The organism is Bacillus sp. FSL R10-2780 (genome assembly GCF_038006125.1).
GTDB classification, from domain to species: Bacteria; Bacillota; Bacilli; order Bacillales; family Bacillaceae_G; genus Bacillus_A; species Bacillus_A cereus_U.
Window position 1 is genome coordinate 4,542,631 of sequence record NZ_JBBOUQ010000001.1, and the last position, 17,705, is coordinate 4,560,335.

Sequence of the window (17,705 nt, forward strand, 5' to 3'; positions counted from 1 at the left end):
AAAATGACAATTCCATTCTATTGTGTATGTGAGATAGAGAGGGTTTTCGTATTCACCTCGCATCGGATAAGAAAAATTTCCTATCTCACACTTTTTTTAATATAAAGGGGATTGTACACATGAGTAAAAAAGTAGAACATTTACAAAAAGAAAAGCAAGATCGTAATGCGATTGTAATGTGTGTTGCGGTATCTATGCTTATTATGATAAGTTGTGTAAATAAATTTTTCGGGATTTTATAATAGAAAAAAAGCTTATTGCTTCTTAAGAAGCAATAAGCTTTTTTAATGTTTTCTATATAATAAACCAAGGTAGAATTGCCAGTCCAGAAGTTACAATTGCTGTAGCAAATATTAAAAACATAGCTCGTTTGTTTTGTTTCATGTCACATTCTCCTCTACATATCAATTGAATGCTGTTCGTTCATTTTATATTTTTAGTATAACGAATGGAAAGGATTGGTACGATCGATAAAGGTGACATGAAGATTACATTGTTGTAATGAAAAAAGCATCTTAATTAATAAGAAGATGCTTTTGAAAAATTATATTAAAATGTTAATCATTTAAGAATAAAACCATATGCTCTTCGTCCCAATATTGGCCATTATGCTTTAAGGACCGTTCTTGCACACCGTAAGTTTGGAAGCCGAGGGACTCATATAATTTTTTTGCAGCAGTGTTATCAGCAACAACATCAAGCATAAGCTGTTCTACATGTAATTTATCGGCATTTTCAATAATCGCTTTAATTAAAGCTCGTCCTGCACCGAGACCGCGCGCTTTTGGAGAAACAAAAACGGAGCCGATTTTTGCCTTATGCTCTTGCTTAATAAATGGCTTTGTTTCTAGAGTAGCAATACCGACTAAATCATTATCTTTGAAGACACCTAGAGTATACTTATCCGGATTGCTTAATCGCTTTGCCATAGCAGCGACAGGGTTTTCATGTTTAAGAACATCTTCATAAGAAGAGCTAAAAGCCTCAGGGTTTTTCGTTAAACCTTCCATACAAACTTTCAAATAAATTTCTGCGTCCTCTGTTGTTAATAAGCGAATTTCCATAGTTGTAACCTCCTAGGTTGATCTTAATTTAATCCATTAACTTTATAAGAATAAAGATAGCTAAATACATTCTGTGATTATTCATTCTTAATTTGTAAAATAATGAAAAGATTATGCTACTATGTTTTCATTTTATTTATGTAATGAAATTATATATTAACTTCATTAACTATTCAAGTATTTAATATATTACATTTTTATAACTAAAATTCCAGCTTTGTAAAGGAGTCATTTTTATCCCACTATTCGTGGGAGTCGGGTTGCCCGTAAAAGCCCAATTGGTTTGGGCTAATAATCAGTGGGGAGGGAAAAAACCTCCACTGATTAAATTTTCACTTTCTTTTACGTAGTCAATCGTTTATTTTGTAGCCATCGATTCGTTCTGGATGTGTATAAATATTGCAAGATCCATTTCGAATAAATCCTACTACGGTAATACCTAAATCATGGGCGAGTTGCAGAGCTAGTTTAGTTGGAGCTGATTTAGATAGAACAATTTCGCAACCTATTTTTGAAACCTTTAACAAAATTTCAGATGAGATGCGTCCGCTAAACGCAATGATTTTCCCTTGAACAGATATATTGTTTCGTAAACAATGACCGTATATTTTATCTAGCGCATTATGTCTTCCGATATCCATTCGTGCTAAAAGAATGTTTTTTCGATCACATAGAGCGGTATTATGCACACCACCCGTTTGGCGAAATGTAGTTGAAGATTGTTGTAAGGAAGTCATTAGGTGAAAACATTCTTCCGGAGTAATAGTTATATGTATATCATGTAACTTCTTTGCTTTTGCTGCATCGTTGATGAAAACAAAACCTTGTCTACTTTTTCCGCAACAAGAAGTTACGTACCGTTTATTATATAAAGTTTGATAGAGCGGATTAATTTTTGATGATTTTACATGAACAATACCGTTTTCTTTTTGGATCCATAATTCTTCAATATCTTTATAAGAAGAAATAATTCCTTCAGAAATTAAAAAACCGATTACCATATCTTCAATGTAATTAGGAGTGCATACAACTGTTACGTATTCTTCGCTATTTAATTTAATTGTAATAGGAGATTCCGTAACAACCTCATCGGTTTGTTTTGAAAATGTACCAGATTGATAGCGTACAATCGTATATGTTTCTTGAGTAGGCCCCATATTAAATTCCCCTTTATATATATTTTTCTCCATATTTATCATAAAACATCGAAAAAACAAAAGCATCTACTAGTAAGAAGATGGCAGATTATTTTGGTTATTATTGTATATGTACGATATAATAGATTTATAGAATAGTGACATTTTCAAGCTTTCGTAGTTATACCTTATAACATCTAGAATCGACTTCCAAAGGAAAGTATTTCAACAGGGCGTTTCAAAAATATGTACAGCAACGCATTTTTGAAAACGGATTCAAAAATGTGTTGTACAGTTAGTTGTAAGGAGAGGGGAAACTATGACAGAACAGACAGTCCGTGTAACCGTTGATGGTAAAGAATTTTTCGCATCAGGTGAAAAGACGATACTCCAATTATTTAACGAAAGTAATTTAGAACATCCTCAAATTTGTCATGTACCAGAGGTAGATCCTATTCAAACTTGTGATACATGTATTGTAGAAGTAGATGGAAAGTTAATGCGTGCTTGTTCAACAAAGTTGGAAGATGGCATGCATATTGAGAGGCAATCGGAACGTGCGAAGGAAGCACAAACTGAAGCGATGGATCGAATATTAGAGAATCATTTATTGTACTGTACGGTATGTGATAATAATAATGGTAACTGTAAAGTCCACAATACAGTAGATATGATGGGAATTGAAGAACAGAAATATCCATATGAACCGAAAGTAAGTGCATGCGAAGTGGATACGTCGCATCCATTCTATCGATACGACCCAAATCAATGTATTGCTTGTGGGCAGTGTGTAGAAGTATGCCAAAATTTACAAGTGAATGAAACTTTATCGATTGATTGGAGTTTAGACCGCCCACGTGTTATTTGGGACAATGGTGTGAATATAAATGACTCGTCTTGTGTTAGCTGTGGGCAATGTGTAACAGTTTGTCCTTGTAATGCATTAATGGAAAAAACGATGCTAGGAGAAGCTGGATTTATGACTGGTTTAAAACCAGATATGCTAAATCCAATGATTGATTTTGTAAAAGATGTAGAGCCTGGATATAGCAGTATTTTAGCAGTTTCAGAAGTAGAGTCCGCGATGCGTAAGACGAAAATTAATAAGACAAAAACAGTGTGTACATTTTGTGGTGTAGGTTGTTCATTTGAAGTCTGGACGAAAGATCGTCAAATTTTAAAAGTGCAACCTGTTTCAGATGCACCGGTTAATGGTATTTCCACATGTGTAAAAGGCAAATTCGGATGGGACTTTGTGAACAGTGAAGAGCGTATTACAAAGCCGTTAATTCGCCAAGGAGATATGTTTGTTGAGGCTTCATGGGAAGAGGCTCTTGAAGTTGTTGCATCTAATATGCAACATATTAAATCAGAATATGGTAGCGATGCGTTTGGGTTTATTTCTTCTTCGAAAGTAACAAATGAAGAAAACTATCTTATGCAAAAACTAGCTCGTCAAATATATGGAACAAATAATGTAGATAACTGTTCCCGTTATTGCCAATCTCCAGCAACAGACGGTTTATTTAAAACTGTCGGTATGGGCGGAGATGCTGGAACAGTGAAAGATATTGCTGAGGCAGGTCTTGTTATTATTGTTGGTGCAAATCCAACAGAAGGACATCCTGTACTTGCAACTAGAGTGAAACGTGCTCATAAATTACATGAACAAAAACTAATTGTCGCAGACCTTCGTAAACATGAAATGGCGGAGCGTGCTGATATATTTGTTCACCCGAGTCAAGGGACGGATTATGTATGGCTTGCTGGGATAACGAAATACATTATCGATCAAGATTGGCACGATAAAAAGTTCATAGCTGAAAATGTAAAGAATTTTGATGAATATAGCAAAATGCTAGAGAAATATACGCTTGATTATACTGAGAAAATTACAGGGATTTCTAAAGCTCAGTTAAAAGAAATGGCTCGTATGGTATATGAAGCAGATGGTACTTGTATACTTTGGGGAATGGGTGTAACTCAAAATACAGGAGGAAGTACAACGTCGGCAGCAATTTCAAATTTACTTCTCGTTACAGGTAACTACCGTCGTCCTGGTGCCGGTGCGTATCCGTTACGCGGGCATAATAACGTACAAGGTGCTTGTGATATGGCGACATTACCGAACTGGCTTCCGGGTTACCAAGCAGTTTCAGATGATGTGCATCGTGCGAAATTTGAAAAAGCATACGGTACTACCATTCCGAAAGAACCGGGATTAAATAATATCGCAATGTTACTTGCGGCCGAAGAAGGAAAACTGCGTGGTATGTATGTTATGGGAGAAGAAATGGCTTTAGTAGATTCAAATGCCAACCATGTACAACATATTTTAGCGAATTTAGACTTCCTTGTTGTTCAAGATATGTTCTTATCGAAAACAGCTCGTTTTGCCGATGTTATTTTACCGGCAGCACCAAGCTTAGAAAAGGAAGGAACATTTACAAATACAGAGCGCCGTATTCAAAGATTGTATGAAGTATTGAAGCCACTTGGTGATTCTAAACCAGATTGGTGGATTTTACAAAAAGTAGCTCGTGCACTGGGCGGAGACTGGAATTATGGAAGTCCAAGTGAAATTATGGATGAAATTGCATCGCTTGCCCCGTTATATTCACAAGCAACGTATGACCGTTTAGAAGGCTGGAATAGTTTATGTTGGGGTAGCCATGATGGTAGTGATACACCGTTATTATATGTAGATGGATTTAACTTCCCAGACAAACTAGCACGATTATCACTAGATGAATGGGTTCCGCCAGTTGTAGCACCAGATGAGTATGATTTACTATTAAATAATGGCCGTATACTAGAGCATTTCCATGAAGGAAATATGACGAATAAGTCGGCTGGAATTTTATCTAAAGTGTCTGAAGTATTTGTTGAAATTTCACCTGAACTTGCTAAAGAACGCAATGTGAAAGATGGTGGTCTTGTAGAGTTAGCATCACCATTTGGAAAGATTAAAGTACAAGCGCTTGTTACAGATCGTGTAACTGGAAATGAGTTATATTTGCCGATGCATGCGACAGTAAATGAAGAGGCAATCAATATTTTAACAGGAACAGCAACAGACATTTATACGTGTACACCAGCTTATAAACAAACAATGGTGAAACTGCGCGTATTACGTGAAAAAGGAAATCGTCCGTTACCATCTTCAAACCCGAGAGATAAAAAACGTCATCCGCAAAATGGTGTTGAAATCGAGAAAAAGTGGCAAAGAAAACAATACGTATCACTTGTGGACCAGAATTAGGGGGCGGAGATAGTGGCAAAAGAGATTACTTTAATTAAAAAGAAGATTGTAACAGAAGAAGAAAAAAAACAGCAAGTAACAGATGAGTTGTTAAATGATCTAGCTGAAAATAGAGAAGCAGTAGAAGAGACGATGCAGCTATTAGCGCAGTTGCACAAAGCTGGAATTTTAGATGCAGCAATTAGTTTACTTGCTGCAAAAGAAGATGTTTCCAAAATAGCTGTTGAACAATTGAATCGTGAACCAGTAAAAAACGCATTAAACAATATGATGGGGGCAGGAGAGGCATTATCTTCAGTGGACCCAGAAATAACGAAACAAATAACATCTAGTTTAGTCACTGGATTACAATTTGCAACGGATGAGCTGAAAAATGGAAAGAAAACAAAAGTGATGGATTTCTTTAAGGTATTAAAAGATCCAGATATCAACAGGGCGATTACATTCGGTTTTAGTTTCTTAAAAGCATTTGGACAAGGATTAGAGAAAAAATAGAGTGAGTGAAAAAAAGTGATGGGATTAGCCATCACTTTTTTCATTATATGTATAAGAGTGTTCATGTTAAGCGGAATATATTATTATTAAAAAGATGGATTGGAACTGGAAATGTGGAATCCATCTCAAATACCGTTTTAGAATTTGGAGGAATATATGCAACACCGTAAAAAACTATCTATACCAGGAGTAATGGGACATTCCTTTCAAACAGTTAGATTTGCTTTTTGGAATGTATTAACCTTTCAACTTGTTTATAAATTATTAGCAGCGATTGTATTTGTCCCGCTATTTGGGATCATTTTTAATAAGTTATTGTATTTTGGTGGTTATGCAAATGCAACGAACGATGAATTATTAGCGTTTTTAAAGACACCATACGGCATCTTGGCAATCGTAATTTTGTCATTGTTAGCACTGTTTCTTATTTTTACGGAATTTGCGGTACTTATTATTATTTCGTATTTTGCTCATAAAAGACAAAAGGTGAAATTACGTCCGATTTTATATAAAACGGTAACGTATTTACCTACTCTTTTCACATATTGCTTACCAGGATTTATTTTATATGCTGTCGTATTATTACCTCTTTTAAATATGGGATATGAAACGGCATTAATTCCGCAAATTCAAATTCCTAACTTTATTACAGGAGAACTCTTCAAGACAACGATGGGACAAGTTGGTTATTACACGTTCTTTGCTGTAGTCGCGTATTTGAACCTTCGCTGGATTTTTGTTCTACCTATTGTCGTTTTAGAGCAAAAAACATTTCGCGTGGCAGCACGCAAAAGTGCAGCTTTAGTAAAAGAAAGCTTTTTTAAAGTACTATTCTTTTTAGTAGGTTTTTTCATTTCAATAGGGATTGTGTATATTGTATTTTGGGGAATATATTTATTGTGCCTATGGGGTGTGTATGAATTTACAAACCCGAAAGGAACATTCGCATTGTTAGCTGAATCAACAATGTCTGTATTCCTAACAAGTACATTGTATTTATTTAGCTTTATCGTGACACCATTTTATATTATGGCGATTACGCGATTGTATTTGCAAAAGGTTCCGGTTGAAGATGTTTTACTAGAAGAAGGATTAGACTATTCAAAATCGAAAGCAGATAAATGTTTCTTCCAAAAACATCGTTGGAAATTTATTGGTGTATATATTGTGGGAATTATTACTGCTGGAATGGTCGTTGCCTTCATTGTGACCTTTATTTCAAACACATATAAAGAACCAATTATTATGGCGCACCGTGGATATATATCAAAAGGTGTAGAGAATACGAAAGAAGCAGTGCAAGGTGCCATTGATGCAAAAGCAGACTATGCTGAAATAGATGTCTTGCAAACAAAAGATGGCGAACTAGCAGTCATACATGATTTGAAGTTGAAACGTCTTGCGAATGCGAATGTGCATGTATCAGATTTGACGATGGATGAGCTAAGGGAGCTTACTCTTAGTCAAGATGGGCTCACAGGAGAAATTAGTACATTAGATGAGATTATTAAGCTTTCAAAAAATAAAATAAAACTCAATATAGAAGTGAAGCTTCACGGTAATGAGAAGGACTTCGTAAATAAAGTATTAAAAGCAATTAAAGATAATGACTTTGAGAAACAATGCGTTATTCAAACATTACATTATCCCCTTATTAAAGAGTTTAAGCGTGCAAATCCAGATATAAAAGTAGGATATATACTGTATGCAAGTAGAGCTAACTTAAAGAATGTGAAGGCTGATTTTTATGTAGCAGAAGAATACATGTTAAATAAAAAATTAGTAAAAGAAGCAAGGAAGTTAAATAAGCCAATTTACGTATGGACAGTAAATGATATGGAAAGTTTAAAGGCATATTATAAGTTAAACGTAGATGGTATCATTACCGATTATCCTGAAGACGCACGTGAAACAATTAAGATGTTAAAAGAACAAGAAGCTGAAGAAAGCGATATATTTGATAAAATTACAGAAACGACAGAAGACTTGTTTTCAAAATTATTTATAAGTTACCCAGCTGCTGGCTAAATGCTAGTAGCTGTTTTTTTATGAAAAGAATATATTTCTAAAGTATTGTACAAAGTAATAAGTGTATATGTATACGTAACTACTTAGTTTTTTTACATTGTTACGTTATTGTCAAATAATAAATAATAACTATGCATTTTGAATGGATATAATAGAAATAGAGTGATAGATGATGAAGTGGTACGCAGAACTCAATAGAATCAATGTTTTATATATTTACACTATTCTAAATATATAAACTTTAAAAAAATAGTATGTTAGCGTTTTCATAACTTTTAAGTTATGCTAGAATAAGGACATAAGTTATTAATTATTTAAAAAAGAAAAAAGAATTCCTTTTTTCTGTTAATTATAAGGGGGCATTTCATTATGCGTATTGGGGTACCAGCAGAAATTAAAAACAACGAAAACCGTGTGGCAATGACACCAGCAGGTGTTGTACATTTAGTTCGTAACAATCACGAAGTATTCATTCAAAAGGATGCAGGTGTAGGATCTGGTTTCACAGATGCTCAGTATGTTGAAGCGGGAGCAAAAATTGTTGATACAGCTGAAGAAGCTTGGAACATGGAAATGGTTATGAAAGTTAAGGAACCAGTTGAAAGCGAATACAAACACTTCAGTGAAGGTTTAATCTTATTCACATACTTACACTTAGCTCCAGAACCAGAATTAACAAAAGCGTTAATTGAAAAGAAAGTTGTTGCTATCGCATATGAAACAGTACAATTAGAAAACCGTTCATTACCATTACTTGCACCTATGAGTGAAGTAGCTGGTCGTATGGCTGCACAAATCGGTGCGCAATTCCTTGAGAAAAACAAAGGCGGTAAAGGTATCTTACTTGCAGGTGTTCCAGGAGTTAAACGCGGTAAAGTAACAATTATCGGTGGTGGACAAGCTGGTACAAATGCTGCTAAAATTGCAGTTGGACTAGGTGCGGATGTAACAATCATCGACTTAAGTGCAGAACGTCTTCGTCAATTAGATGACATTTTCGGAAACCAAGTAAAAACTTTAATGTCTAATCCTTACAATATTGCAGAAGCTGTAAAAGAATCTGATCTTGTAATCGGTGCAGTATTAATCCCAGGTGCAAAAGCGCCAAAACTTGTAACAGAAGAAATGATTAAATCAATGGAACAAGGTTCTGTTGTTGTAGATATCGCGATTGACCAAGGTGGTATTTTCGAAACAACTGACCGTATTACAACTCATGATAACCCAACTTATGAAAAACACGGCGTTGTTCACTATGCAGTTGCAAATATGCCAGGTGCAGTTCCACGTACATCAACTCTTGCATTAACAAACGTAACAGTACCATATGCAGTACAAATTGCTAACAAAGGCTACAAAGAAGCTTGCCTAGGCAACGCTGCATTATTAAAAGGTATTAACACATTAGAAGGCTACGTAACATTCGAAGCAGTTGCAGAAGCTCACGGTGTAGAGTACAAAGGTGCTAAAGAATTATTAGAAGCAGAAACAGTATCTTGCTAATAGAAGCATTATACAAAACAAAATCGAACAATATATAAAACAACATGATAAGAGCTAAGAGATAATACCTCTTAGCTCTTCTTGGTAAAAGGGGGCATTCATCGTGGCCAACCTATTTAAAAAGAAATCCGTTACGCAATTGTTAGGGGAAAGTAAAAGTAAAACTTTGACGAAAACGCTAGGGGCATTTGACCTAACAATGCTAGGGATTGGTGCGATAATTGGTACAGGAGTTCTAGTATTAACGGGATTAGTAGCAGCAAGAGATGCTGGTCCAGCAGTTATTTTTTCATTCATGATTGCAGCAATTGTTTGTGGATTTGCAGCTTTATGTTATGCAGAGGTTGCATCTGCACTTCCTGTTTCAGGTAGTGTGTACACATATTCATATGCAACAATTGGTGAGTTTGTTGCCCATTTAATGGGGTGGACATTGCTATCCGTATATGTCGTAACGACTGCCGCAGTAGCTGGTGGATGGACGGGTTATTTCAATAACTTAGTGAGTGGATTAGGAATTGAAATTCCAAAAGCATTGTTAACGATTCCATCGCAAGGTGGTATGGTGAACTTACCAGCAGTTATCGTTACGTTGGTGATAACTTGGTTATTATCACGAGGTACAAAAGAAAGTAAGCGTGTGAATAACATAATGGTATTAATTAAAATTGGTATTGTTGTTTTATTCATTGCAGTTGGTGTATTCTACGTGAAACCAGAAAACTGGATACCATTTGCACCGTACGGCTTAAGTGGAGTCTTTGCCGGAGGAGCAGCAGTATTCTTCGCTTTCTTAGGATTTGATGCATTAGCAACTTCTGCTGAAGAAGTGAAAAATCCACAACGTGATTTGCCGATTGGTATTATTGCTTCATTAGTCATTTGTACAATCATTTATGTTGTAGTTTGTCTCGTTATGACAGGTATGGTTTCTTACAAGGAATTAGATGTACCTGAAGCGATGGCCTATGTACTAGAAGTTGTAGGACAAGATAAAGTGGCTGGTGTAATTGCTATTGGAGCTGTAATTGGTATTATGGCTGTAATTTTCGCATACATCTACGCTACGACACGTGTATTCTTCGCGATGAGCCGTGACGGTTTATTGCCAAAATCTTTCGCGAAAATTAACAAGAAGACAGAAGCACCAACATTTTCAGTTTGGTTAACAGGAATTGGTAGTGCTGTAATTGCTGGATTTATCGATTTAAAAGAATTGTCGAATTTAGCGAATATTGGAGCGTTATTAACATTCGCGATGGTTGGTGTAACTGTCATCATTCTTCGTAAAACGCATCCGAAATTACAACGTGGATTTATGGTACCACTTGTACCAATCTTACCGATTATTTCAGTTGCATGCTGTCTATTCTTAATGGTAAATCTACCGTTAAAAACATGGATATACTTCGGTGTTTGGTTGGCAATTGGAGTAGTTGTATACTTTGTATATTCGAAAAAACATAGTCATCTAAAAGAAGATGAAAGTTCGCAGGATAATTTAGAAGAAGCTAATTAAAGGGATATAAAGTTAGTAAGCCTTGTGCGTCTAGGGAGCGCGCAAGGCTTTTTCTTTTGGGGAAATAAAGGAGACCAATGTTATGTTGTCGAATTTTTATGTCGGAATATAAGAAGGGGTGGAAAGATGGAGACGAAAGTTGTCGTTGGAGCAGAGGGATATAATAATAACCCAGGTTGGTTACATACGAATGAAGAAGAATTAAATGTATTAAAAAGAGAAACGTGGCTTAATAAATTTCAGCCTAATTCTTTATCAGTAATTTTGGCTGAACACGTATGGGAGCATTTATCGTATGAAGAAGGTATAGAAGCAGCTAAAATATGCTATGAATTTTTACAAGATGATGGTTACATTCGTTGTGCGGTACCAGATGCATTTTTTCCAAATGAAGAATATCAGCAAGGTGTGCAAGTAGGAGGGCCAGGTCCATTAGATCATCCGGCTGCAAGTCATAAAATTGTACATAACTATAAAACGATTGTATCTATGTTTGAAGTAGCGGGTTTTCAAGTAAAGTTGCTAGAGTATTGCGATGAAAATGGGGAATTTCAGTATAATGATTGGAATGAGCAAGGAGGTTTTATTTATCGATCGAAACGTTTTGATTATAGAAATCAGGATGGTAAATTAGGATTCGCTTCGTTAATTGTGGATGCAGTGAAAGTTAATAAATAAGAAAAGGATGTGCGATAGCTTTCGTGCATCCTTTTTGTATGAAGAGCATGATAGATGCGGAGAATATTTATGTGTTTATTTTGAAACGTGAACGAAATTGTCAAAAAAATCTTACGGATTTTATTGACACATATGAACAGACGCTCATATAATAAGAGTATAAGATATATGAATGATTGTTCATATGTTCAATTAAAGAGGTGAGCTATAATGGCTGGAAATAAAATAGAAACGCAACAGGAAGCATGTTCTCAAACGGTAATTCACGAGGAAATCGTGGATCAAGTAAAACAAACAATTCCGACTGATGAAAGTTTAAGTAAAGTAGCAGAATTATTTAAAGTATTAGGTGACCGTACACGTACGAGAATATTACATGCATTATTTGAAGCTGAAATGTGTGTTTGTGATTTAGCTTATTTATTAGGAATGACGCAATCTTCAATCTCACATCAGCTTCGTGTATTAAAGCAAGCAAAGCTTGTAAAGAACCGTAAAGAAGGAAAGGTAGTTTATTATTCATTAGCTGATCAACACGTAATTCATATCTTCGAGCAAGCGTTTGAACACGTAAACGAGGAAGAATAAAAAAGCGAGGAGGGAGAACGATGGCAGAGGCATTAGTGAAAAAGAAACTTATGCTAGAAGGTTTAGATTGTGCAAATTGTGCAATGAAAATTGAAAAAGGTGTTGGGAATATAGAAGGAGTAACGTCTTGTTCAGTAAACTTTGCAACAAAAACGATGCTTTTAGAAACACCGCAAAATAAAGAAAATCAAGTTGTTACGGAAGCGAAGCAACTTGTTACAAAATTAGAGCCGCATATTAAAGTGCAAGAAGAGCAAAAAACAAAATTAATAAAAGAAGTGTTTGTATTAGAAGGCTTAGACTGTGCAAATTGTGCAATGAAGATTGAAAATAAGGTAAAGGAAATGCCAACAGTTTCAGAAGCGACTGTTGATTTCGTATCAAGGAAATTACGAGTAGAAGTTGCAAATAAACGAGAACTTGAATCGACTGTACAAAATATAAAAAATGTTGTTCAAAAGTTAGAGCCTGATGTAAAAGTTGTTCGTGAAGAGGAAAAAGGACACGACCACGGCCATGATCATGGTGATGGAAATGTGAAAAAGATGATAGGACGATTAGTAGTCGGCGGAATTTTGACAGGAATTGCTGCATTAGCTGGATTACCGCAAATGATAACAATTCCATTATTCGTCCTTGCGTATCTATTAATTGGTGGAGATATCGTTTGGAGAGCGGTAAGAAACATAACTCGCGGCCAAGTGTTCGATGAAAACTTTTTAATGGCAATTGCAACTTTAGGAGCTTTCGCGATTCAACAATATCCAGAAGCGGTAGCAGTTATGCTATTTTATCAAGTAGGGGAACTGTTCCAAAGTATTGCAGTAAATCGTTCTCGAAAATCAATTACGTCATTAATGGATATTCGTCCTGACTATGCGAATGTGAAAGTTGGAAACGAAACGAAACAAGTATCACCAGAAGATGTGCAAATTGGTGAGTATATTATCGTAAAACCAGGTGAAAAAGTACCGTTAGACGGGAAAGTAATTGAGGGAACATCAATGATGGATACTTCAGCGTTAACAGGTGAGTCTGTACCGCGAGAAGTGGAAGTTGGTAATGACGTATTAAGTGGTTTTGTAAACCAAAATGGTGTATTAACTGTTGAAGTTACAAAAGAGTTCGGTGAATCGACTGTATCGAAAATTTTAGACTTAGTACAAAATGCAAGTAGCAAAAAAGCGCCAACAGAAAACTTTATTACGAAGTTTGCACGTTATTATACTCCTGTTGTAGTTATAACAGCGGCAATAATGGCATTTATTCCACCACTTATTTTAGAGGGTGCTACATTCTCCGATTGGATTTACAGAGCTTTAGTGTTCTTAGTAATCTCTTGTCCATGTGCGCTCGTTGTATCGATTCCTCTTGGATTCTTTGGCGGTATTGGTGGGGCATCTAAAAGTGGTATTTTAGTAAAAGGAAGTAACTATTTAGAAGCATTGAATGATGTGAAATATATCGTTTTTGATAAAACAGGAACATTAACAAAAGGTGTCTTTAAAGTTACGAAGATGGATCCTAGTGAAGGTACTACAGCTGAAGAACTATTAAAATATGCAGCATTTGCAGAAGTATATTCAAATCATCCAATTGCACAATCTATTCGAAAAGCATATGGAAAATCAATCGATGAAAATGCTATTGAAGACTATAGTGAAATTTCTGGTCATGGTACGGTTGTAAAAGTACAAGGAAAAGAAATTTTCGCAGGTAATGCAAAGTTAATGAAGAAAGAAAATATTACATTTAAGCAGCCAGAAACAGTAGGTACACTCGTTCATGTTGCTGTAGATGGTAAATATGCGGGTTACATCGTTATCTCTGATGAGGTAAAAGAGGATTCAAAACAAGCAATTCAAAAGTTAAAAGAACTAGGTATTAAGAAGACAGTCATGTTAACTGGTGATGCAAAATCAGTTGGTGCAGCTGTTGGTAAAGAATTAGGTTTAGATGAAGTTCATGCCGAATTATTACCACACCAAAAAGTAGAAGAAATCGAAAAAATTGATGCAGCAAAACGCGGTAAAGAAAAGATTGCATTTGTTGGTGATGGTATTAATGATACACCAGTATTAGCACGAGCAGACGTTGGTATTGCGATGGGCGGTTTAGGGTCAGATGCAGCAATTGAAGCTGCTGACATCGTTATTATGACTGATGAGCCTTCAAAAATTGTGACAGCAGTAAAAATTGCAAAACGTACACGTAGCATCGTATGGCAAAATATTATATTTGCATTAGGGGTAAAAGGGTTAGTGTTATTACTCGGCGCCTTTGGTATTGCAACAATGTGGGAAGCAGTCTTCTCAGATGTTGGTGTGACGCTACTTGCAGTTTTAAATGCAATGCGTGTACTGAGAGTGAAAGATTTATAAAAATAAGAGAGGGCGCGATTACGCCCTCTCTTATTTTTATTATTTTACTGTGTTATTGAGGATGACTGTTGGTAACGTAATATTGAAAAAAACAGAGAAGGAGAAACTTCTCTGTTTATTTTTGTATATTTTTCGCAACCTTTTCTCGAACAGTTTGAATATAATTCATTTTATGATCCCAACATTCTTGGCTTAAATCGACAGGGTACTCTTCAGGGTTTAAAGTTCGCATATACTCTTCCCAAAATAGTGAGAGGCTGCGTTCGTTATATTTTTGGATATCTAATATATTGGGTAATTCATACGTTCTTTTACCGTTAACGAAAATATCTTGATGCAGTTCGCGTGCTTCAAAGTTTGTTACGAATTTACTTATATATGTGTGAACAGGATGGAACATTTTTAAACGTTCTTCTTTTCCAGGTTCTTCTGACTCTAACGCAATATAATCGCCTTCTGCATGATCGTTAACACGGTTAATAATACGATAAATTCGTTTAAGTCCTGGAGTGGTAATTTTTTCAGGGTTAGATGAAATTTTAATTGTATCATTTAATTTTCCGTCAGTATCTTCAATAGCGACTAGTTTGTAAACAGCCCCTAATGCTGGTTGCTCAAAGGCTGTAATCAGCTTTGTGCCAACACCCCATACATCAATCTTTGCCCCTTGAGATTTCAAATGCATAATCGTATATTCATCTAAGTCGCTAGAAGCGATAATTTTTGTGTTTGTAAATCCAGCTTCATCAAGTTGTTTTCTTGCTTCCTTTGATAAATATGCCATATCACCACTATCCAAGCGAATGCCATAAAAATTGATACGATCCCCGAATTCTTTTGCGACACGAATCGCATTTGGAACACCAGATTTCAAAGTGTCGTATGTATCGACGAGAAATACGCATTTTTTATGTGTTTCAGCATATTTTTTAAACGCAACATATTCATCACGATATGCTTGAACGAAAGAGTGGGCATGTGTGCCGGCTACAGGGATGCCAAAGCGTTTCCCTGCCCGAACGTTACTTGTAGAAGAGAAACCGCCAATGAAAGCAGCTCGTGTTCCCCAAAGGGCAGCATCAAACTCATGAGCACGTCTTGTACCAAACTCTAAAAGTTCATCATTATTTGCAGCGTGCTTCATACGTGCAGCTTTTGTAGCAATTAATGTTTGGTAATTTACAATATTTAAGAGGGCGGTTTCAATTATTTGTGCCTCGCCAAGTGGTGCATCGACACGTAATAAAGGCTCATTATTAAAAACAACTTCGCCTTCTTGCATACTACGAATTATTCCAGTGAACTTCATATTTTGTAAATAATGAAGGAAGTCTTCTTCAAATTGCAGCTCGGCTAAATAAGCGAGATCACTTTCGGTAAAGCTGAAATTTTCTATGTACTCTACAATTTTTTCAAGCCCAGCAAAAACAGCATAGCCGTTTTCAAACGGAAGCTTTCGAAAGTATAGATCAAAAACAGAACGGCGAGTATGAATACCATCTTTCCAATATGTATAAGCCATGTTGATTTGATATAAATCTGTATGTAAGGCGTAACTATCGTCTTTATAATGATTCATTGCGAAAACACCTCCGTAAATTGGTTATAGTATACCAATTTTTCCCCTTTCGTAGCAAAGAAGTAATAGGGGATTGAAGTCAAGAGAGAAAAAAATGAAATAATGCATATTTTTTAGAAAATTTACATTTATCAATTTATATTTCTTTAGATTTTATGTATTATTAGAGTAATGGGGGTAATGAGAATGGAGGAGGACAATGCAACAAACATTAGAAAAAATAGGCAAGCAAGTCTTTTATAAACGGCTACAGCAAAAAATGACACAAGAAGAATTATGTCAGGGCATTTGTTCTGTCTCATACTTAAGTAAGATCGAAAATGGAAAGATTGAAGCATCAGAAGAAATTCTACAATTGCTCTGCACAAGACTAGAAATTGCTGTGACAGATTTGAGAGATGTAGAAGAAGATGTGAAGGTGAAGTTGGACGAGTGGTTGAATGCACTAATTCATTTGGACAAGCAACAGGTAGAACGCATATATGAAGAGTTACAAGGTGAAATAAAACATGTTGTAGATTTTGAAATTATAAATTATTATAAACTGCTTTATACACGTTATTTAATTATGAAAAGGGATTTTCCTGCTGTTGAAGAAGAGTTAGAGAGCTTAAAGAAGATGTACAAAAAGTATTCACCATTCCAGAAATTATTATATACGTATAGCAAAGGGTTATATTATTTTTTACAACATAAATATAAGAGGGCTTTGGAGTACTTGGCTCGAACAGAAGTAATGGCAAAGGAACAAGGTTATCACGAAAATGGAATATATTTTAATTTAGCTCTTGTTTATAATGAATTAGAAGTTGAACATATGACTTTACATTTTGCTAATGTAGCGATGGAAGGATTTAAGAATGAATATAAGTTCCGTTATGTGATAAATTGCCAATTACTTATTGCGCTGAGTTATATACAAAAAAAACAATATAATGAAGCGCTATCTATTTATAACAATATTTTGAGAGAAGCAAATTCTTTCGCTGATAAAGAAAGCATAACAGCTATTGCTTTAAATAACTTAGGATTCTTGTACTATAACTTAAAAGATTATGCAAAAGCTAAAGATTATTATTTGCAATGCTTACAGTATAAGAAGGAAGAGGATTTAAATTATATTGATGCAGTATATGAGATTGCTTTACAATGTATTGAATTAAAAGAATTTGAAGAAGCGAAAGATTGGATCGGTAAAGGGATAGATGTCGCGAAGAGGGATGAAAAGTATAAAAGTATGCTATATATACTTTTAATGCTTAAGTATAAATACTTTGAAACTAAAGATGTTTATAAAAAATTTTTAGAAGTTGAGGCAATCCCATTTTTTAGAGGTGAAGAGAATAAAAAGGAATTAAAAATGGTGTATTTAGAACTAGCAGGGTATCATGAAGAATTATTAGAGTTTCGAGAAAGTAATAACTATTATAAATTAGCAATTAATTTATTAGAAGAAAAGGGAGGAAAATAAT

At 35.2% G+C, this 17,705-nt stretch carries 13 protein-coding genes; 10 read left to right on the forward strand and 3 right to left on the reverse strand.

Annotated features, from left to right (window positions below):
* Positions 1 to 119 precede the first annotated feature (119 nt).
* The gene (locus NSQ47_RS23585) at positions 120 to 242 is read left to right on the forward strand and encodes a hypothetical protein (RefSeq protein ID WP_002113959.1); all 123 of its coding nucleotides are present in this window, start codon (positions 120 to 122) and stop codon (positions 240 to 242) included.
* A gap of 315 nt (positions 243 to 557) precedes the next feature.
* On the opposite strand, the gene NSQ47_RS23590 is transcribed toward NSQ47_RS23585, so the two are convergent.
* Both NSQ47_RS23590 and fdhD read right to left on the reverse strand, forming a co-directional pair.
* On the reverse strand, positions 558 to 1,064 hold the full coding sequence (locus NSQ47_RS23590) for a GNAT family N-acetyltransferase (RefSeq protein ID WP_131231952.1): 507 nt from the start codon (positions 1,062 to 1,064) through the stop codon (positions 558 to 560).
* A gap of 350 nt (positions 1,065 to 1,414) precedes the next feature.
* The gene (gene fdhD, locus NSQ47_RS23595) at positions 1,415 to 2,221 is read right to left on the reverse strand and encodes a formate dehydrogenase accessory sulfurtransferase FdhD (protein ID WP_002159342.1); all 807 of its coding nucleotides are present in this window, start codon (positions 2,219 to 2,221) and stop codon (positions 1,415 to 1,417) included.
* 298 nt (positions 2,222 to 2,519) lie between these two features.
* Between fdhD and fdhF the strand changes: the two genes are divergently transcribed.
* The 8 genes from fdhF to NSQ47_RS23635 all read left to right on the forward strand — a co-directional run bounded on the left by fdhF (position 2,520) and on the right by NSQ47_RS23635 (position 14,654).
* Positions 2,520 to 5,462, forward strand: a complete 2,943-nt coding sequence (gene fdhF / locus NSQ47_RS23600; protein WP_341038089.1) for a formate dehydrogenase subunit alpha — start codon at positions 2,520 to 2,522, stop codon at positions 5,460 to 5,462.
* Between the two features lie 12 nt (positions 5,463 to 5,474).
* Complete coding sequence (locus NSQ47_RS23605) at positions 5,475 to 5,957, forward strand: DUF1641 domain-containing protein (protein WP_002113965.1); 483 nt, start codon at positions 5,475 to 5,477, stop codon at positions 5,955 to 5,957.
* A gap of 156 nt (positions 5,958 to 6,113) precedes the next feature.
* Positions 6,114 to 7,985: a glycerophosphoryl diester phosphodiesterase membrane domain-containing protein gene (locus NSQ47_RS23610; protein WP_016103501.1), complete on the forward strand. Its 1,872-nt coding sequence runs from the start codon at positions 6,114 to 6,116 to the stop codon at positions 7,983 to 7,985.
* Positions 7,986 to 8,354: 369 nt separating this feature from the next.
* Positions 8,355 to 9,488, forward strand: a complete 1,134-nt coding sequence (gene ald, locus NSQ47_RS23615) for an alanine dehydrogenase (RefSeq protein ID WP_219917088.1) — start codon at positions 8,355 to 8,357, stop codon at positions 9,486 to 9,488.
* A 103-nt stretch (positions 9,489 to 9,591) separates the two neighbouring features.
* The gene (locus tag NSQ47_RS23620) at positions 9,592 to 11,007 is read left to right on the forward strand and encodes an amino acid permease (RefSeq protein ID WP_002159338.1); all 1,416 of its coding nucleotides are present in this window, start codon (positions 9,592 to 9,594) and stop codon (positions 11,005 to 11,007) included.
* A 126-nt stretch (positions 11,008 to 11,133) separates the two neighbouring features.
* Positions 11,134 to 11,685 carry a class I SAM-dependent methyltransferase gene (locus NSQ47_RS23625; RefSeq protein WP_199709483.1) on the forward strand — a complete coding sequence of 184 codons (552 nt, stop codon included), beginning with the start codon at positions 11,134 to 11,136 and terminating at the stop codon, positions 11,683 to 11,685.
* Between the two features lie 210 nt (positions 11,686 to 11,895).
* Positions 11,896 to 12,273, forward strand: coding sequence for an ArsR/SmtB family transcription factor (locus NSQ47_RS23630; protein ID WP_002113975.1), 378 nt, complete (start codon positions 11,896 to 11,898; stop codon positions 12,271 to 12,273).
* A 20-nt stretch (positions 12,274 to 12,293) separates the two neighbouring features.
* Positions 12,294 to 14,654: a heavy metal translocating P-type ATPase gene (locus NSQ47_RS23635; protein ID WP_341038092.1), complete on the forward strand. Its 2,361-nt coding sequence runs from the start codon at positions 12,294 to 12,296 to the stop codon at positions 14,652 to 14,654.
* 115 nt (positions 14,655 to 14,769) lie between these two features.
* Here NSQ47_RS23635 and NSQ47_RS23640 read toward each other — a convergent pair whose 3' ends face one another.
* On the reverse strand, positions 14,770 to 16,233 hold the full coding sequence (locus NSQ47_RS23640) for a nicotinate phosphoribosyltransferase (protein WP_002159335.1): 1,464 nt from the start codon (positions 16,231 to 16,233) through the stop codon (positions 14,770 to 14,772).
* A 199-nt stretch (positions 16,234 to 16,432) separates the two neighbouring features.
* Between NSQ47_RS23640 and NSQ47_RS23645 the strand changes: the two genes are divergently transcribed.
* The gene (locus NSQ47_RS23645) at positions 16,433 to 17,704 is read left to right on the forward strand and encodes a tetratricopeptide repeat protein (RefSeq protein WP_002113979.1); all 1,272 of its coding nucleotides are present in this window, start codon (positions 16,433 to 16,435) and stop codon (positions 17,702 to 17,704) included.
* The last annotated feature ends 1 nt before the right edge of the window (position 17,705 follow it).

What these genes read in the sequence shown, in the direction of transcription:
- NSQ47_RS23585 (WP_002113959.1), top strand. Translation starts at nt 120, where the DNA reads ATGAGTAAAAAAGTAGAACATTTACAAAAAGAAAAGCAAGATCGTAAT.
- NSQ47_RS23590 (WP_131231952.1), bottom strand. Translation starts at nt 1,064, where the DNA reads ATGGAAATTCGCTTATTAACAACAGAGGACGCAGAAATTTATTTGAAA.
- fdhD (WP_002159342.1), bottom strand. Translation starts at nt 2,221, where the DNA reads ATGGGGCCTACTCAAGAAACATATACGATTGTACGCTATCAATCTGGT.
- fdhF (WP_341038089.1), top strand. Translation starts at nt 2,520, where the DNA reads ATGACAGAACAGACAGTCCGTGTAACCGTTGATGGTAAAGAATTTTTC.
- NSQ47_RS23610 (WP_016103501.1), top strand. Translation starts at nt 6,114, where the DNA reads ATGCAACACCGTAAAAAACTATCTATACCAGGAGTAATGGGACATTCC.
- ald (WP_219917088.1), top strand. Translation starts at nt 8,355, where the DNA reads ATGCGTATTGGGGTACCAGCAGAAATTAAAAACAACGAAAACCGTGTG.
- NSQ47_RS23625 (WP_199709483.1), top strand. Translation starts at nt 11,134, where the DNA reads ATGGAGACGAAAGTTGTCGTTGGAGCAGAGGGATATAATAATAACCCA.
- NSQ47_RS23630 (WP_002113975.1), top strand. Translation starts at nt 11,896, where the DNA reads ATGGCTGGAAATAAAATAGAAACGCAACAGGAAGCATGTTCTCAAACG.
- NSQ47_RS23635 (WP_341038092.1), top strand. Translation starts at nt 12,294, where the DNA reads ATGGCAGAGGCATTAGTGAAAAAGAAACTTATGCTAGAAGGTTTAGAT.
- NSQ47_RS23640 (WP_002159335.1), bottom strand. Translation starts at nt 16,233, where the DNA reads ATGAATCATTATAAAGACGATAGTTACGCCTTACATACAGATTTATAT.
- NSQ47_RS23645 (WP_002113979.1), top strand. Translation starts at nt 16,433, where the DNA reads ATGCAACAAACATTAGAAAAAATAGGCAAGCAAGTCTTTTATAAACGG.